Genomic DNA, 17,132 nt, shown 5'->3' on the forward strand with positions numbered 1-17,132 from the left:
CGCAAAACAACTTTTCTCTTCTAAACTACCTGGGACAGAAGTGAAAAAACACCCTTCTTTTTACATTGGCTTGAATAGTTTAAACATATTTAACTTTAACTGTTAGATTTAATGGAGGTAGATATATATGAGTTTAGAGTTGAATCTATATTCGATGAAAAGCGACATGCTTGATAATTGTGTTGACTTATTTATGGACATTTTTTCAAAAGAACCTTGGAATGATGTTTATGAGTCAAGAAAACAAGTTGTAGATTTTTTTGAGAATTATATGAAAAACGATTATTTTATTGGTTACGTTCTTAAAATAGGTGATGAACTTGTTGGCTTGAGCCTAGGAGCAAAAAAGCCATGTCTAAAAGGAATGGAATATTTCATTGATCAATTTTGTGTAAGTGAAAAATTTCAAAAAAAAGGAGTAGGTAGTAAGTTTTTAGAACTTATTGAATCTGACATTAAAAAGAAAGATATAAATACTATTGTGTTAACTACTTCCAAGGGGTTTCCATCAGAAAAATTTTATATTAAAAATGGATTCAAAGTATCTGATAATGCAATTTTACTCGCAAAGTGAGTGTATCTAATAGTGAATGGCCATTATTTATATAGTAGTATTCTACCGACACCATTTTTGGAAGGTTTAGAAACGATTATATTAATGGTAGAAGACACCCTACATCCTTTCAATATAGATACACCAAATATTGAAGCTTATGAGTAAGCATTTTAAAGAAAATAACAAAAAGTATATTATTTCAATATATTGCGTTTGAAGAGTTAGTACCATGACTGTTTGAAATTGTAGAAGAAAAAGAACCGCTATAAATGCTCGAAGTTATGTGAATCTAGTTTAGTCAATGAGCATATGTAGCGGTTTTGGAATCTTACAGTTTAAGTATGCTAATACAAAATTTATTTTATACGCAAGTAGTAAAAAAGATGATTCACTTTAAATTATATTGAAGGACATAGCAAAAAATTCCCTTGTCATTATTTTGTTTTTTAATCTTCTTGTTAATAAAAAGGAATCTATAAGTCTTTAGTATTACGAAAAGAACAACTTAGGTAAGGCTTGAGTGTTAGCATACATCAACTATGAGAGCAAGTAGTAAGTACTTTTTGCAAGGAGCGAAGGTATGTTAATTAATAATTAAAAAAAGAGGATATGACATGTGAAAAATGGTTGAGCATAGATTCCTATGCATATCAATTATTAGCGGTAGTGCTCTAAAGTGGAAGAGTGAAACTAGTCGAAGTATCTTTAAAGTAACAATAACAATAATAAACGGAGGTTTTTCGTGTGTCTCAACTGTCTGGTACGGGATCAGAATACGCTATGAATTCAACTGATAACGAAAAAAAGAAATTGCTGATGTTATCCAGATTGTTGCAACACAATTGATTGTACTAAACTGAATAGGGAGATTAGGTTATGGAAATAAATTTTAAAGAAATTGATAGCAGTAATTATGGAGAATGTGTGGAGTTAAATGTAAAAGAAGAACAACAAAATTTCATTTCACCAAATTATTTATCTCTTCTTCAAGTGCACTATGAAGATGTTGAAGCTTATCCTATGGCTATTTATCAAGGAGAAAACATGGTTGGATTTATTAAGTATGTTTTTTACCCTGCTGATGAGGATTACTCATTGGATTCATGGTGGATAGAACGTTTTATGATTGATAAGGCTTATCAAAATAAAGGTTATGGTAAGGAGTCACTTAAAATGTTTCTCGACTTTTTCAGAAAAAAATATGGAAATATTGAGATCCGAATAGGAACGGCACCCGAAAATAGCGCAGCCATTTATTTATATGAAAAAATTGGGTTTGAAAAAACAGGGGAAATTGCAGTAGGAGAAGTGGTATTATGTCAAAAATTATAAAAACATCTACTACTATATCTAAAGAAGTGCAGCAATTCGACAACCAGCTGACATCACTTTTTGATTCGCTTAAAGTTCCTGGCGTAGCTGTACTTGTATTTACTAAGGATAAAGTATTATACAAGAAAGAGATCGGATATGCCAATATTGAAAAGAAAATTCCTTACACGTTGGACACAGTTACCAATATTGCTTCTATAAGTAAAACCTTTATTGGGGGGGCATTGGCAAAAGCTCAGGAAGATGGCTTGCTTATTCTGGATGAAGATATCAATGACATACTTCCTTTTAAAGTTGTAAACCCATATTTCCCAAATGAGAAAATTACGTTAAAAAATCTTGCTTCACATACATCTGGAATTGAGGACGACGAAACTAAATATATCTATTCATACAGTGCTTATGGCGCAAAGAATATGACCTTGAAAGATTTCTTATATAGCTATCTGAATCCTGAGGGTAAATGGTATTCAAGGGACAATTTCTCAAACAAAAAACCAGGAACAAGCTTTTCTTACAGTAATATCGGGTCTGCACTTGCAGGATACTGCATCGAAGCAAGAAGCAAAATGACATATGCCGATTATGTGAGGAAAAATATATTTGAAAAGCTATCTATGAACAACAGCGGTTGGAACAGGAGCGAATTCAAACTAGCAAATATAGCTTTAAATTATTCTAAACTGAGGATTGATTTTACCAATCATACAGAATCCATGGGTGCCACCCTTGAACCAATGCCTGCTTATGAATTAATTACATATCCCGACGGAGGTGTTATGACAACGGTAAATGATCTATCGAAATATTTGCAAGCTGTAATGAAAAGACAAGATACATTTATTACCGCGAAAAGCATTGATTTAATGTTGCAAGAACAATTTAACGACAATAATGTTCCTCCGGAATGCAAAGAAACTAATGAAAATATAGGATTATTCTGGAGTTATAGCGGCGAAAAGGTTTGGGGACATACTGGCAGTGATCCCGGAGTAGATACATCGATGTATGTAAATTCAAACAATGTAGGTATAATAACTTTTATAAACACTGACAACTCCAGTATGAATGAAGAGAAATATGATGAGTTAATGAAACTACTAATAAATTGCCCAATTAAATAAAATTCATATGTTATTCTTTTGTTTAGTAATCGGTCATTTGATTGAATACCAATGAAACCAATATAAATGTACATTCTAAATATAATTAAAGGAGTTTGTTTTTGATGAGCGATTTAAGAAATGAAAAAATACCAAAGCAAGCTTGGCAAGCATTAAAAATCGTAGAGGATTTGCTTGGAAATTCAATAGTTGGAGTATATCTATTTGGTTCTGCAGTAAATGGTGGTTTACGCATTAACAGTGATGTAGATGTTCTAGTGGTCGTGAATCATAGTTTATCTGAAGGTATTCGAAAAAAACTAACAGACAGACTAATGTTTATATCTGGAAAGATAGGTAATACAGATTCTATGAGACCACTTGAAGTCACGGTTATAAAACATGGCGATGTTGTACCTTGGCGATATCCACCAAGAAATGAATTTATCTATGGTGAGTGGCTCAGGAGTGAGTATGAGAAAGGAAAAATCCAGGAACCAACCTATGATCCTGATTTAGCTATTGTTTTAGCACAAGTGAGAAAAAATAGCATTTCTCTATTTGGTCCTGTAGCTTCAGATGTGCTTGACCCCGTTCCGATGATAGATATTCGAAGAGCGATAAAGGATTCTTTGCCAGGGTTGATTGAGGGTATCAAAGGTGATGAGCGTAATGTGATTTTAACCCTAGCGCGAATGTGGCAGACAGTGTCTATCGGTGAAATTTCTCCAAAAGATGTGGCTGCAAAATGGGCTATACCTCGGTTACCCAAACAATATTCGACTTTACTCGACTTAGCCAGAAAAGCTTATCGAGGAGATTATGTTGATAAGTGGGAAGGACTAGATTCCGAGGTGACAGCACTCGTTAATAATATGAAAAATTCTATAGAAACTTGTTTTAGCGAGACCTTGGAAAAGCATTAATGTGGAAACCTTTTTATAAAAATTGAACAATACGCAACAAAGAAAGAATCCATTTTGATTAAATTTTATTCAAAACGGATTCTTTTATTTTTGTATAAAATGTGGGCTTGGAATGTGCAGTAATGTTAGTAGGGTGGGTAGACAACTTACAAAGAATATATTTGACCGATTGATTAGTTTTTGATATTATTTATTTGACCGTTCGGTTAGTTTTGTGTTGCGAGACAATTATTTTGGAATAAATTATATGTTGAGAAATGTTTGTTTCTTCCTCGGTACCAGAAAAACTACATAAAAATAATAATCCTTTCTTTTTGAATCATTATGTTTTTAAAGTGCCGTATTTTACAAAAAAATAGAAAAAGGAGATTGACGTAATGGCAGTACATATGATTTTTTTCTTTAACTTAGTTGGAGAGCCCATGATGATAAAAATGCAGTCAAAGGGGAAAAGCAAATGAATTTTTGGGATATTGTTTTGATAGTTGTTAATTTTGGAATTCTGAGCAGAGTGATGTTAGTAAATGGAAAAACAAAACGATGGGCCGCTTTCGCATCGGTGATTGCCTTTAGTTTGGTTATTGTGCAGCTTATTGCAGTAGGCTTCCGCTGGCAGATGGTCCCAGCCTATCTGTCTCCAGTTATTTTGATAATGTACTATCAATTTGCAGGTCGAAAAAAGAGTAGCAAAAGCTGGATTTCGATTTCATTTAAGACAATGATGCTGATCATTTATTTGTCTGTAGCAGTTGCTCTGCCCTCACTCTTGCCGGTGATTTCATTTGAAAAACCGACAGGTCCCTTTACCGTTGGCACGACACTATATCATTGGGTCGACCAAAAGCGGGATGAACCTAATACTAAAGATCCGAATGATCGACGAGAGCTAATGGTGCAGATTTGGTATCCAGCTGAGGAAACAGGCGAGGGGAAGCGCGCACCTTATATTCGGAACATAAATGAGATTGCTGAAGGGCTAGAAAAAGCGTTGTCTATTCCTGCTTTTGCATTCAGCCAACTAGGTTTGGTGAAATCGCATGCGTACGAGGAAGCTCGACTGTCAAATTCAGAGAGTCGTTATCCTGTATTGCTCTTCTCCCATGGTTTTAGCGGGTTTCGAAATCAAAACACGTTTGAAGTTGAGTCGTTGGCCAGTCAAGGTTATATCGTTCTAGGTATTGATCATTCATTTGACGCTGCCGCTACCGTCTATCCGGACGGAAGAATTGCGTACTTACAGTCTATCGATTTGAACGATTTTGCCAAATCAGATCGTCACATCGAATTATGGAAGAAAGATGTCGCGTTTGTTCTTGATCAAGTGGAGAAGCTAAATCAAAGCGACGAGGCTGATCTCTTTACAGGGAGGATCGACACCTCCCGTATCGGAATGTTCGGGCATTCTTACGGTGGGGCTACTGCTGCGCAGATGTTAGCAGAAGACTCACGTATTAAGGCAGCCATTAATATGGATGGTACGTTGTACGGCTCTGTTTTTCCTGATTCCGGAATTGGCAAGCCGTTTCTGCTCATGAGTGCTGATAATAGTGAAGAATCTGATGAGGATTCCAATGAAGATTTCGATGAAGATTCTCAAGAAGTGGAGGCTCGCGATAAACGAGCGCTTGCCGGCGGTGGCATGTCGATGGTCATCCCCCATACGAACCATATGAGCTTTACTGATTTTTCTTTGTTCTCCCCTCTGTTGCGGAGCAATGGCGAAAATCCACGACAAGTTCATCGTATCATCAACGAATTTAGCCTCGCCTTTTTTGACCGGTATGTAAAACAAATCGACGACGGTTCGACCCTGAGCAAGCTGGCAGCCAAATATCCGGAAGTTGATTTTCAAGTGAATTGATAAAGTTGTTCAGAAACTTATTTGCCATATTGTTAAACAACTATAAAAGAAAATTTAGTATTTTGTTAAAATATAGTAGTATTATGGGGGTTTGAGCTTAAACTAAAAGCTGGATTGCCGAATAATAAATCGAATTATTTGTTTTAAAGAATAAAAAGGGGTGATTCAATGAAAATCTCTAAATTAGATCATTTGGTTTTGACTGTAAAAAATATTAATAAAACATGTGAATTTTATAGTCAAGTTTTAGGAATGGAAGTTATTACATTTGGAGAAGGAAGAAAGGCACTACACTTTGGAGAGCAAAAAATAAATCTACATGAAGTAGGCAAAGAATTCGAACCAAAAGCAAAAACACCCATGTCCGGTACTGCTGATTTATGTTTTATCACAGATGTTCCTATATTAGATGTGATAGACCATTTAGATAGTTACGGAGCTCATATTGAAGAAGGTCCAGTAAAAAGAACAGGAGCATTAGGATCGATAACCTCTATTTATATAAGGGATCCAGATGGTAATTTAATAGAGATTTCTAACTATTAACTTTTCAACCAATTTAACTTTCTTAGTTAATAAAAGGACGCTTTATGAAAATAGGATAATTTTAAATACTTCCCCATCTGCATTTGATGATAAAATTAACTTGTTTTGTTGGGCAAATGGGGTTTAGAAAACCATTAAAATATAAAGATAGAGATTGGTAAAGAGAAAAATTACAACTTAATATTTTAGTAGTAGAAATTTTTGTTTCTATCTGAGATTATAAAAAGCGTACCTGTAATAAGCAGGTACGCTTTTATAGTAGATATAGCGGAAAAAGCTCAATCTATTAACTCTAACCGCAAAACTAACTCGTCAATAAGCTTTTATAATAACCATCACAAACAGTGTGGTGGATTACTTTAACTTTAGCGGACAGTCCAAAACCATTTTATAGCATCTTTTTCAACGCTTTTCACAAAATGATCTTTCCCGTCACCATAACCCTCTATATCATTTGGATATGCTTCGGCAAGTTGGCTCTTTAGTTCCCCATATTGCCTACACACTTCGGGATGCACTCGAAGGTAATCTCTAAATGCTAAATGTCTTTCTATTTCTTCAATGTTGTTATATGGAAAAGCGTGAATTTGGTGTGTGCGATGATCGCCACCTTTACGGAAATATCTCCTTCCAGTTATCCCGAATTCCCCCATGACCTCGTAGCCTATCTCTTGAAATTGTTTAGAAAAAGAATCCAACTTATGAATATCATTGACTACTAGTAAAATATCGATAATTGGTTTTGCTTTTAGACCTGGAACTGATGTGCTTCCAATATGAAAACTTTTCACCAATTCTTCTTGAAGGATGTTCTTAATAGAATGTTCTTCTTGTTGATAATCACTACTCCAATTCAGATTATAATCTACAACTTTAATAATCATTTCAATACACCCCATTCTCCAATTTAGCAAATTTTATGCGTTTTTACAGAATATAAAAAATTGAATTGGTTGTCAATGAAGCTTTACATCAGGAGTGTTGAAATCAATCCTAACTATTCAAATTAATCAGAAAGAGTGAATTTTTTATCATACCATCACGTGTTTTGTAAATTACCTTTTATTTCTTGTCGATAAGTGACTGAATATAGATTTCGGTCATTTTAATTTGTTCTTTCCACAATGAAATAATCCATTCCCTGTCTTCTAATGATATTAGAAAAGTCGCAAATCCATTTAAATAAGTAACTATTAAATCGTTTATTAGTTCAATGTCAGAAGGGGTTAATTGATCACCATAAAAGTCATTTAATAAAACCTCAAATAAATCAAAAGGTGTCTTATCTCTGTCTTGATTGAAGATAAGGTCATCAAACTCTTTATCGTACGAAGATTTCACTACGAACTGTAATTGAACATTAATCAGATTTAAGTATTCTTTATTTTTTTCGTCAATAAAAAAAAGAAAATATTTTAACATAATATCTGAAAAAGAATCTGTTAATTTAGATTCAATATAAATTTGTTCTAAAGCTTCATTCATGAGTATATCAGATAAAATAAAAGCCTCTTGTTGAATAGTTTCCATAGAACCGAAGTGATGAAATACACTTGCTTTACTGACATTTGCCTTTTTTGCAATGCTACTAGCACTTAACTCCTCTATACCATTTTCTGCAATTAACGAAATAGTAGCATTTAGTATCGCCTCTTTTGTTTTATTTCCCTTTTTTTTCCTACCATCTATCATTAAAGTACCTCCTAACAGAATGGTTGTCACATTTTTATTCATTATATCACAAACAATTTATTTGACCGATTGGTTAGTTTTGGGTACAATTTAATTGACCGTTCGGTTAGGTTTTGGATGAAGACAATTTGTTTATTAAAAATTTGTTTAAAAGATAAGGAGAGAAATAGATGAAAAAAAGAAAATTACTTATTTTTGCGATATTACTTGCATTGTTAACGTCTTTTATAAGTTTTAGTCAATTTTTAAGTCCTTCTCAAAAAGAAGTAGGGGAAACAGAAAAGGATTTTTCATCGGATCGAGCCATTAATTATTTAAAAGAAGTAGCAAAGGAACCGCACCCAATAGGTTCTTCTGCGAATAAAAAGGTAAGAGATTATATTGTTAAACATTTTCAAAATATAGATATTCCTGTTGAAATTCAATCAAAGCCAGTGAAGGATATAAATGGTGGGGAGTTTGCTATAGAAATAGGTGCAGAGAACGTTGAAAATATAATTGCAAAAATCCAAGGGACATCCGGTAATGATAATGCGATTTTATTAACAGCTCATTATGATTCTGAAATAGAAACTCCTGGAGCATCAGATGATGGTTATGGCGTTGTCGCAATTATGGAGACAGCAAGAGCTTTAAAACAAATGCCGGCACCTAAAAATACAATTTATTTTGTTCTAACAGACGGTGAAGAGCAAGGTTTACTCGGAGCGAGTGCTTTACAAGATCGAACGGATATTTTAGACAAAGTACGTGTTATGCTCAACTTCGAGGCAAGAGGTAATACAGGGGTACCAATTATGTTTGAAACAAATGCAAATGATTTAAAGTTGGCGCAATTTTTTAAGGAGACTGTTCCATACCCTGTAGCATACTCCTTTGCTTCTGAAATGTATAAAAAGATGCCGAATGATACAGATTTTTCGGAATTAAAAGTAACAAAAAAATTAGGGTATAACTTTGCAAATATGGGTGGTTTAGAGGCATATCATGCAGAGATAGATCGTATAGAGAATAGTGATGAGAAAACGATTCGTCACTTTGGTGACTATGTTCTTCCTTTAGTAAAAAAGTTTATGATGATGGACGCAAAAGAGTTCCAAGCTTTAGAAGATAGTAAAGGTGATGCCATTTACTTCCCATTAATGAAAAAAGTATTAGTTGTGTACTCAGAAAAGTTTGTACTTCCATTAATGGTTATTTTACTTATCTTAACAGTCGCAATATTGTTCTTCAGCTTTAAAAAGCAAGTGACACAGATTAAAGGATTTGTTTTTAGTTTTATAGCGACGATTGGTAGCCTCGTCTCTATTTTCATTTTCTATTTCCTTCTAATTCGTCTATTAACAATTGTATTCAATGTTGCAATAGATGAAGATGGGATAGTTATGTTTGGTACTTATGATCCGTTGATCCTTACATTGTTGGTGATATTAGCTATTGTGCTTTCGTTCTTTTTGGCAGAGAGGATTTCAAAAAAGTTTGAAACTGTGAATTTTGCCATAAGTACGCTAGTTTTATGGATTGTATTAGCTGTAATGTCGAGTCTTACTTTCAAAGGTATTAGCTACGCATTTACTATTCCAGTAATCATTAGTTTACTGTTGATTTTACCAATCATAGTAAAAGCAAAATGGGCCAAAGGTGTCTATCATTATGTAGCAGTTGCAGGATGGATAGTATCTAGTATTCTATTACTCGAGCCAATTATGTATCTTATTTATATAGCAAAAACAATTAGTATAGCAACTATAATAGTAGTTGTTACAGCATTAATTACATTCCCTGTAGTAGGAATCGTGAATTGGTTGACGAAAGATAATGGTGAGGCATAAAAAATAGGAGAAAAACGATTTAGTTTTTCTCTTTTTTCTCTTTTTACCTTTCAAGTTATAATTTTTCGTAGTGTTTCAAAAGGTTTTGTATTTTAACTTGGATAATTTGTTTTAATGAATCAGGCTTAACATTTTTAACATTATGACTGTATTTCAGAAAATAGTTAGCGATAAATTCCTCTTCACCAGGGTTATAAAATCCCTTAATGACTGTTCTACTACCAACTTCTATATTCATAGAAGGGTAATGTTCTTTATAAAAAATATCCTTTGCCTGTGTTAAAATTTCAACTTCAAAGTCAATGCTCTTCTCCGATTGATAAATTTCTAATGAACGACTAATAAGGTCATCTATTGAAAAGTGAGAGTCTATATTTTGTTCTTCTATAGAAGTTAATTTATCACATCTAAAAACTCTATACTTATTCGTTTTGAACTCTATTCCTGTAGCATACCATTGACCGAACCTGGCAGAAATTTTGAAAAATTGAATATGGTAACTTTGTTGCTCGTTATTTTTCAAATATTGAATCTTACAAGTGCTTTCATTTAGAATGCTTTTTAAAATTTTATCTAAAAACTGACTAATATTATTATGTTGATTTACTTCAAATTGCAGTACTTTTTTCATTTGGTGGATGTGCTTTATTTGATTTTTAGACAGACAGTTTTCAAATTTTTCATTTAGTTTAGTAACACTTAAATGGAATGGTGTTGATTGATAAGATTCTAACGTTAGCATTGCAAAGTACAGAGCATATACTTCATCTATCGTAAAGATAATGGGGGATAATAGTCTATTTTTTAAGAGACCGTAACGACCATGCCTGCCATGTTCAGAAAAAATAGGCATACCTAATTGTTCTAATGAACTAATATCACGCAGAGCCGTACTTTTGGAAATATTGTATTTAGACATTAGATCATTTAAATTAAAGTACTCCCGGTTGTTCAAGTATCTAATCATGTCATTTAATCTTTCTGACTTCTTCATTATTAAAACTCCTTAAAGGTGTCGTGTTTTGATATCTTTACATCTTAAAATAAGGTCAAGGTAATATCAATTGATAAGATAATTACCTAAAATCATTATTTACAGGGAGATTGATACTATGAGTACAACACTAGAAGTAGCCATTTTTTTATCTATGAACGGAAAAGCTGAAGAAGCGGTTGAATTTTACAAAAAGCATTTTCATGCAGAGGAATTGTTACTCGTTACCTATGAAGACATGGCAAAACGCGATAGCTCATTGCACCTTACGGAAGAAAATAAAAATTATATTTCCCATTCCGTCTTATCTATCGGAAAAACAAAGGTAATGCTAGCAGAAGAAATATTGGATGTTACAGAAAAATATGTAGTGGGAAACAACACTTCACTGTGTATTCAAAGTGCGGACTTAGAAGAAATTGAACATTTTTATAAAAGCTTGACGGCAGATGAAAGAGTAAAAATAATTGTTCCATTGTCTAATAATGTTTTTAGCAAAGCATACGGTATAATTGAAGATCCTTTTGGTATTCAAATTCAATTAATGTTTGACGATAGATTACATTAACAAATGGTTGGGCAGTAAGAGGGCCATAGCCTAAAAGTTAGATGGAGATACCTGTTTGAAAATAACTTGATTAACAAACTATTATTTAAGCTCTTTTAAGCAGCTTTTAGAGGTGGGAAATGCTGGGTATAGGAGTAATCAATACCCAGCTTATTTATTGCTTATCGTAAATAATGGATTGAGTCGGTGAAAAGTAGCAAACTTGATAATGGATCGGAGATTGCTGATTCCGGACTCTTGACTTCAAAAGCTCACAGTGTATTTTTTATGAATTTTGATCTGCACCAATTATTCCGGCTTTGCGTAATTCACTAAGCAACTCATCATCTTTTTCAACAACATGATTATTTCCCTCTGGCTGGTGAGCCAATTCCCATTCAAGCGTTTTTTTCAGCCCTTCCTTAAAAGAGAAAATTTCTCGATAACCTAGTTCCTCTCGAATTCGCTTGGATTCGACGATAATATTTTGTTCCGTACGCAAGGGAATACCTAGCTCGTCTGGAAGGTGACCAGATGGGACTTGAATGAATTTACCTTGCCAATTTAGCTGATTACCAATGGCCTGAATGAATTCGAGCATCGTTCTTGTCTGAAGCTCTGCGATGTTATAGAGTCGTCCTGCTGCACGTTCATTCGTAATTGCTAAGGCAATGCCATAAGCGACATCCTCAACGTATCCGTGTGACCAAAGCCAATTTGCATAACCTTCATCCAGTAAAATATACGGTCGTTCATCATGCAGTGGTTTTAGTTTGAAATAATGATATAGTCTATGCTGCGGATCATTTGGCCCATAAACTGCGGGTAGGCGGACAACAGTTGCTGATAAGTAAGGGTCGTTCATGACCATCTCTTCTAGAGGAATTTTGTCATAACGATTGCACCAATCGTCTGGATCCTTAGCTGGGTCTTTGTATGGGTAACGATTATTTCTAACTGTAGAAATCTCTGAAATCGGCATTGGTTCTAATGGCCCTTTGTCAGCCTGTCGGACTACAGCATAAGCACGATAAACATCCTGGCTGCTGATCATCACAAGCCTTTTCGTAATGTCACGGAATGTATGCAATACGGGCTCGATATCTGCTTCTGTATAAGCAATCATATCTACTACAACGTCGGGAGACAATAATTTAAATGCTGCCTTGTGTTGATCTAAATGCATTTTGTCCCCATATATGTGCTTTACAGTGGGAGGCAAGTCGACTTCGGTCTTGCCACGATGGAATAAAGTAATATCATGATAACCCATGGCATGAAGATGGTGAATTACGTATGGCCCGATAAAATTAGTTCCTCCAATAATGAGAAGTTTAATTTTGGACACCTCTACTTTCCATTGTTTTCCACCTATTATATCATTAGACTTCTTAGAAAAAGCAAGCACTATTGAATAAAAGAATTGAACAAAAATTTTAAGATGAATCGAAGAGGTGCTTTTAGATAAGCTTAGATTATTTCTTTATCGGCAAGTTTACTAAATTAGAAAACTATGATGAAGAACTGTACTGTTCGAGTCTAAGAGAAAAGTGATTGGGTACACCACTAAAAACTGCTCGGGTGCAAGATAAAGGCGATCAGGATTGAAAAGTCTTGAGTTTGACACTGTGTGAAGCTTTATAATATCTGAATGGCAGTAAGACTTCCACCTTCAAAATTCAACGAAAACAGTGGAAGTAGGTGGGGCTGCCCGTAAAAGCCCAATTAGTGAAAAAATAATATAATCAGTGGGGAAAAAACCACCACTGATTAGAGTTTCGCTACAAAACGAATGACGCTAAGGGGAAATTAATGTAAGAGATAATAGTATAAGTATATATTTTAGACTATCAATAAGGGAAAATTGGATTGAAAATTGAAAAAATTCTTGAATTTGAAATAAATGTAATTAAGTATAGTAGATAAAGGAGAATTGTGATGATGAACGAAAGAGATTTTGATAAAATTTTCGCACTTATGGAAGTATCATTTCCGGAAAGTGAGAGAAGAACATATATGGGGCAAAAGGAGCTACTGTCCGATCAACATTACCGTCTTATTACGGAAACGAATAACAACAACCAAATTTTTGCTTTTTTAGCTACATGGGAATTTCCTATGTTCCGATTTGTAGAACATATTGCTGTTGATCCAATTATGCGAGGAAGTGGAGTAGGTGGAAAAATGATCACCAAGTATATGAAAGAATCAATAAAACCTATTTTATTGGAGGTTGAGCATCCTGACACGGAATTGGCGCAACGAAGAATAGGCTTTTATGAGCGATTAGGTTTTCACCTTAATCCTTTCGAGTATGTACAGCCTCCTCTTCAAAAGGGGCAGGATGATTTACCGCTTAAAATCATGAGTTATCCTCAACTTTTAACGGGTGAAGAATTTGTTTTTTATAAAGAAAATCTTTATAGAAATGTATATAAGATTAAGGACTAACAATAAGCTAAATGGTGCTAACAAAGGAGGTGTTTCGCCTTGTATAAAATAGGGGAATTTTCGATGATTAATAAAATATCTAAAAGAATGCTAAGATATTACGATGAGAAAGGTTTATTAAAGCCAAAAAAAGATGAAACGAATGGATATCGATATTTTACGAACGACGATATTGCTAAAGCAAATAAAATAAAATTATTACGTAGATACCATTTTTCCATTGATGAAATAAAAAATGCTTTGGAAATGGATGCCACAACAATGAAAGACAAATATGAACAGAAGATTGCTGAATTGTATGAAAAAACTATTGAATATTATCAACTTATAGAGGAAATGAAAACTTATGTTGAACCGAAGAACAAAATAACAAGGGTTAACAGCTATGACGTGTTTAGGGGAGTAAGGAAACCATTTCATGCTATATGCTTAAGAAAAGTTGTCGATGAAAATGGCTTGGAGTTGTTAATAGATCAACTTCTTATATCCGTGAATAAAACGGATCTAATTTTGAAGGGCAAACATTTGGCGATTTTTCATTCTATGGAGGAAGGGGATTTTTCACAGTATGATGTAGAAGTATGCCAACCAATAATAGTTGAAGAGGAAGTAAAGGATAGTAGAATAAAATTTTTTGAGGAAGCAAATTATATCTATACTATACATATAGGTAATTATGACAGTATAAGTTATGCCTATAGTGCCTTATATGATTGGGCTCATTTAAATGGATATCATTTAGAGGGCCCTTTTATTGAAAGATATTATACAGATGAATTGATTACATTAGATAGAGATGAATACGTCACAGAAGTTAGTATTGCTATAAAAAAACACTAATTCGAAGAGAAGCCTTTGCTAAGGATGGACGCGATGAAAATTTTGTTGGAGCAAACATCACGACCGTTTTGCAAAGGTTCTTCTTTATGTATGAGAAACTTGAGTTTATCACTATGTGAGGCTTTACAATAGGGCCATAACCTTATGGTAAACAAAAATTTAATTTTAAGAGGTGAATTTATATGAAAAGTTTATGTAATCAAACGATAGATGCAGCAATTCAACAATTATTTAACAACCTTTCACCAGACGAACCGGGCTGTGCATATATTGCAAGTTTTGATGATGGTGTAACTTATAAGGGGGCAATTGGTTTAGATTCAATAGAAAAGAAATTACCCATAACAACAAAAACTGTTTTCAATCTCGCATCCGTCTCAAAACATTTCACAGCATTCTCCATTTTGTTATTAGAGCAGGAGGGGAAACTGCGTTTAGACGATTCAATTTTAAAGTATATACCTACTCTGGGGGGATATGCTGAATCTGTTACGCTAAGACACTTAATTCATCATACTGGTGGATTGGTAGATTATATGGAATTGGCTGAAAAATCAGGGATTTCGGATAAAGAGAAATTAACTGCTGAACAATCTCTAGAACATCTTGCTAGTCATCAAATTGCAGATTTTCCGGCTGGAACAAAATTTGAATATAGTAACACAGGATATTTTTTATTGTCTTTAGTAGTTGAAATAGCTAGTGGAAAATCTCTTCGTGAATTTTCGAAGGAACGTATTTTTGGCCCTTTAAATATGAATGATACAACAATCGTGGATATCTATCCAACTAATATTCCGATTGCTCGTGGGTACACAAAGAATGAGCAAGGTGAATTTGAAATTTATGAAAGTCCTTGGGAACATACTGGGGATGGAGCGGTTCATACAAATGTTGAAGATTTAGTCAAATGGGGACAAAACTTCGCTACAGGCGTTGTTGGTGGGAAAGAGCTTGTTAAAAGAATGGGTGAGGTAGGACCAAAAACTTCTTCAACTGGTGAGCTAATTATAGATAATGAAGCCTATGCTTTTGGCTTGTCTAAAAATAAAAATTTTGATAGTTCCTACTTGGAGCATTCAGGACTCTGGGCAGGCTATCATTCTCACTTTATGCGCTTTCTTGAAGAACGTTTAACGATTGCAGTATTAAGTAATTATGAGGATTTTGATAATGAAGAATATGCTATAAAAATTGCAGAAATTATTTTTGGGAAAAATGCAACGAAATAAATACAGAGACTCCTAGTAAAAATCTCTGTTGCTAAAACTAATTATATAGGAGATTACAATAAATGAATATAACGCTTACTGATGTGGACAAAAATAATTATGAAGATATGTGACCTATCTGTAGCTGAAGATCAGTATGATTATGTAGCAGAAAATATGTGGTCACTCGTTGAGTCAAAATTCAACGCCTCTTTTCAAACACGAGCAATTTGTTTAGACGGGAAACCTGTTGGATTTTTCATGTGGGTGCCTGAAACACCAAAGAGAATATCGATTTGGAGATTTATGGTAGACCAAAACTATCAAAACAATGGAATCGGACGTAAAGCTTTGCAACTAGCCCTTGACGAAATAATAGATGGATTAGAAGAGATTGAAATCTGCTACAATCCAAATAATCCTGTAGCGAAAGACTTTTACGGAAGCTTCGGTTTCGTTGAAGCAGGTATGGATTCAGAGGGTGAAGATGTATTAGCCATTATAAAAATTTAGTCTCCTACTTTTATAGGTGGTGAGATGAATGCGAGATTAAGTTTCTTTTCATAGGAAGTCCAAACTGCCTCTGATAGAAGTTAAAGTTTTCTCACGTAATTATTCCAAGGCATAAATGCTCTGTACATACCGGTTACTTGCACTGCTCCGGCTTTTTTGCGAACGATATCCGCACGTTCGTCTTTTGTTAGGCCCTCGTTAAGGTCACAATTTGAAAAAGATTCTGTGGGAGGGTTTCCCCAACTACCCATTAACTACATGTTCTACATTAATATTGTATCAAAAGATATACTATTAGGTGAGGGTTGCTCTTACCAAACTTTCTTCTATCGCACGTTATTGATAAAAGGGGCTGTCAGCTTGACCGAACTAGTATTAATAGTGTAGAGGCCATTACACAATGTACAATGGTTGGACTCGGTTTTGTCTTACTCCTGAAATGTCGCTTAGGGAAGAGTTACTTTTACCTTGAGATTTATCTGAAATACATTTTTCCACTCAAATACTGTGGCATCAAGAGAAATGGAAATAAACTACTTAAATGTCTCATCAAAATAGTTATATTTAAGCCGAACAAGAAAAGGTCTAATTCAGAGGTATTAAAAATCTGAATAGACCTTTTTTTCTAGAAAGAGCACAGGTGGTAATCAGAAAATTCGGATTTATAATTCAGGTTTTTTACTCTTTTTTAGCTTTACGATTAAAATCTAGACACATTGATTCAATGA

Annotated in this window: 16 protein-coding genes; 12 read left to right on the forward strand and 4 right to left on the reverse strand. The window is 34.1% G+C overall.

The genetic code is table 11. The features are described from left to right. The first annotated feature begins 127 nt into the window (after positions 1–127). From MWJ95_RS03220 to MWJ95_RS03245, 6 genes are all read left to right on the forward strand, one after another. On the forward strand, positions 128–574 hold the full coding sequence (locus MWJ95_RS03220; protein ID WP_249104195.1) for a GNAT family N-acetyltransferase: 447 nt from the start codon (positions 128–130) through the stop codon (positions 572–574). Positions 575–1,432: 858 nt separating this feature from the next. After that, complete coding sequence (locus MWJ95_RS03225) at positions 1,433–1,888, forward strand: GNAT family N-acetyltransferase (RefSeq protein ID WP_249104197.1); 456 nt, start codon at positions 1,433–1,435, stop codon at positions 1,886–1,888. Further along, positions 1,873–3,012, forward strand: coding sequence for a serine hydrolase domain-containing protein (locus tag MWJ95_RS03230; protein WP_249104200.1), 1,140 nt, complete (start codon positions 1,873–1,875; stop codon positions 3,010–3,012). The genes MWJ95_RS03225 and MWJ95_RS03230 overlap by 16 nt, the downstream gene beginning before the upstream one ends. Positions 3,013–3,116: 104 nt before the next feature. Continuing rightward, entirely contained in the window at positions 3,117–3,917 is an 801-nt protein-coding gene (ant(9), locus tag MWJ95_RS03235; RefSeq protein WP_249104203.1) for an aminoglycoside nucleotidyltransferase ANT(9), read from the forward strand. A 457-nt stretch (positions 3,918–4,374) separates the two neighbouring features. Further along, positions 4,375–5,778: an alpha/beta hydrolase family protein gene (locus MWJ95_RS03240; RefSeq protein ID WP_249104207.1), complete on the forward strand. Its 1,404-nt coding sequence runs from the start codon at positions 4,375–4,377 to the stop codon at positions 5,776–5,778. A gap of 168 nt (positions 5,779–5,946) precedes the next feature. Beyond that, positions 5,947–6,324 carry a VOC family protein gene (locus MWJ95_RS03245; protein WP_249104209.1) on the forward strand — a complete coding sequence of 126 codons (378 nt, stop codon included), beginning with the start codon at positions 5,947–5,949 and terminating at the stop codon, positions 6,322–6,324. 365 nt (positions 6,325–6,689) lie between these two features. Here MWJ95_RS03245 and MWJ95_RS03250 read toward each other — a convergent pair whose 3' ends face one another. Together MWJ95_RS03250 and MWJ95_RS03255 are read right to left on the reverse strand one after the other, a co-directional pair. After that, positions 6,690–7,208 carry a GrpB family protein gene (locus MWJ95_RS03250; protein ID WP_249104212.1) on the reverse strand — a complete coding sequence of 173 codons (519 nt, stop codon included), beginning with the start codon at positions 7,206–7,208 and terminating at the stop codon, positions 6,690–6,692. A 178-nt stretch (positions 7,209–7,386) separates the two neighbouring features. Beyond that, the gene (locus MWJ95_RS03255; RefSeq protein ID WP_249104213.1) at positions 7,387–8,016 is read right to left on the reverse strand and encodes a TetR/AcrR family transcriptional regulator; all 630 of its coding nucleotides are present in this window, start codon (positions 8,014–8,016) and stop codon (positions 7,387–7,389) included. A 170-nt stretch (positions 8,017–8,186) separates the two neighbouring features. Here MWJ95_RS03255 and MWJ95_RS03260 point away from each other — a divergent pair, with 170 nt between their 5' ends. After that, the gene (locus MWJ95_RS03260) at positions 8,187–9,848 is read left to right on the forward strand and encodes a M28 family peptidase (RefSeq protein WP_249104216.1); all 1,662 of its coding nucleotides are present in this window, start codon (positions 8,187–8,189) and stop codon (positions 9,846–9,848) included. A gap of 55 nt (positions 9,849–9,903) precedes the next feature. Here MWJ95_RS03260 and MWJ95_RS03265 read toward each other — a convergent pair whose 3' ends face one another. Next, entirely contained in the window at positions 9,904–10,842 is a 939-nt protein-coding gene (locus tag MWJ95_RS03265) for a helix-turn-helix transcriptional regulator (RefSeq protein ID WP_249104219.1), read from the reverse strand. Between the two features lie 118 nt (positions 10,843–10,960). On the opposite strand from MWJ95_RS03265, the gene MWJ95_RS03270 reads away from it, so the two are divergent. After that, positions 10,961–11,410, forward strand: a complete 450-nt coding sequence (locus MWJ95_RS03270) for a VOC family protein (protein WP_249104221.1) — start codon at positions 10,961–10,963, stop codon at positions 11,408–11,410. 265 nt (positions 11,411–11,675) lie between these two features. Here MWJ95_RS03270 and MWJ95_RS03275 read toward each other — a convergent pair whose 3' ends face one another. Further along, positions 11,676–12,737 carry an NAD-dependent epimerase/dehydratase family protein gene (locus MWJ95_RS03275; protein ID WP_249104224.1) on the reverse strand — a complete coding sequence of 354 codons (1,062 nt, stop codon included), beginning with the start codon at positions 12,735–12,737 and terminating at the stop codon, positions 11,676–11,678. Positions 12,738–13,327: 590 nt separating this feature from the next. On the opposite strand from MWJ95_RS03275, the gene MWJ95_RS03280 reads away from it, so the two are divergent. The 4 genes from MWJ95_RS03280 (at position 13,328) to MWJ95_RS03295 (ending at position 16,404) form a co-directional block, all read left to right on the forward strand. Beyond that, positions 13,328–13,840 (forward strand): GNAT family N-acetyltransferase, encoded by a 513-nt coding sequence (locus tag MWJ95_RS03280; RefSeq protein ID WP_349294130.1) that lies wholly within the window; start codon positions 13,328–13,330, stop codon positions 13,838–13,840. A 39-nt stretch (positions 13,841–13,879) separates the two neighbouring features. Next, positions 13,880–14,680: a MerR family transcriptional regulator gene (locus MWJ95_RS03285; protein ID WP_283175700.1), complete on the forward strand. Its 801-nt coding sequence runs from the start codon at positions 13,880–13,882 to the stop codon at positions 14,678–14,680. Between the two features lie 182 nt (positions 14,681–14,862). Further along, a complete protein-coding gene (locus MWJ95_RS03290) occupies positions 14,863–15,912 on the forward strand; it encodes a serine hydrolase domain-containing protein (protein ID WP_249104229.1) in 1,050 nt (349 codons plus the stop codon). Between the two features lie 99 nt (positions 15,913–16,011). Further along, on the forward strand, positions 16,012–16,404 hold the full coding sequence (locus MWJ95_RS03295) for a GNAT family N-acetyltransferase (RefSeq protein WP_249104231.1): 393 nt from the start codon (positions 16,012–16,014) through the stop codon (positions 16,402–16,404). Positions 16,405–17,132: the final 728 nt, after the last annotated feature.

This window comes from Lysinibacillus sp. Bpr_S20, from assembly GCF_023337835.1.
Lineage (GTDB): Bacteria > Bacillota > Bacilli > Bacillales_A > Planococcaceae > Lysinibacillus.

Excerpts from the sequence above, each read along its gene's own strand:
- MWJ95_RS03295 (WP_249104231.1), top strand. The coding sequence starts at position 16,012 with ATGAAGATATGTGACCTATCTGTAGCTGAAGATCAGTATGATTATGTA.
- MWJ95_RS03265 (WP_249104219.1), bottom strand. The coding sequence starts at position 10,842 with ATGAAGAAGTCAGAAAGATTAAATGACATGATTAGATACTTGAACAAC.
- MWJ95_RS03225 (WP_249104197.1), top strand. The coding sequence starts at position 1,433 with ATGGAAATAAATTTTAAAGAAATTGATAGCAGTAATTATGGAGAATGT.
- MWJ95_RS03270 (WP_249104221.1), top strand. The coding sequence starts at position 10,961 with ATGAGTACAACACTAGAAGTAGCCATTTTTTTATCTATGAACGGAAAA.
- MWJ95_RS03280 (WP_349294130.1), top strand. The coding sequence starts at position 13,328 with ATGATGAACGAAAGAGATTTTGATAAAATTTTCGCACTTATGGAAGTA.
- MWJ95_RS03290 (WP_249104229.1), top strand. The coding sequence starts at position 14,863 with ATGAAAAGTTTATGTAATCAAACGATAGATGCAGCAATTCAACAATTA.
- MWJ95_RS03260 (WP_249104216.1), top strand. The coding sequence starts at position 8,187 with ATGAAAAAAAGAAAATTACTTATTTTTGCGATATTACTTGCATTGTTA.
- MWJ95_RS03250 (WP_249104212.1), bottom strand. The coding sequence starts at position 7,208 with ATGATTATTAAAGTTGTAGATTATAATCTGAATTGGAGTAGTGATTAT.
- MWJ95_RS03245 (WP_249104209.1), top strand. The coding sequence starts at position 5,947 with ATGAAAATCTCTAAATTAGATCATTTGGTTTTGACTGTAAAAAATATT.
- MWJ95_RS03230 (WP_249104200.1), top strand. The coding sequence starts at position 1,873 with ATGTCAAAAATTATAAAAACATCTACTACTATATCTAAAGAAGTGCAG.
- MWJ95_RS03240 (WP_249104207.1), top strand. The coding sequence starts at position 4,375 with ATGAATTTTTGGGATATTGTTTTGATAGTTGTTAATTTTGGAATTCTG.
- MWJ95_RS03220 (WP_249104195.1), top strand. The coding sequence starts at position 128 with ATGAGTTTAGAGTTGAATCTATATTCGATGAAAAGCGACATGCTTGAT.
- MWJ95_RS03255 (WP_249104213.1), bottom strand. The coding sequence starts at position 8,016 with ATGATAGATGGTAGGAAAAAAAAGGGAAATAAAACAAAAGAGGCGATA.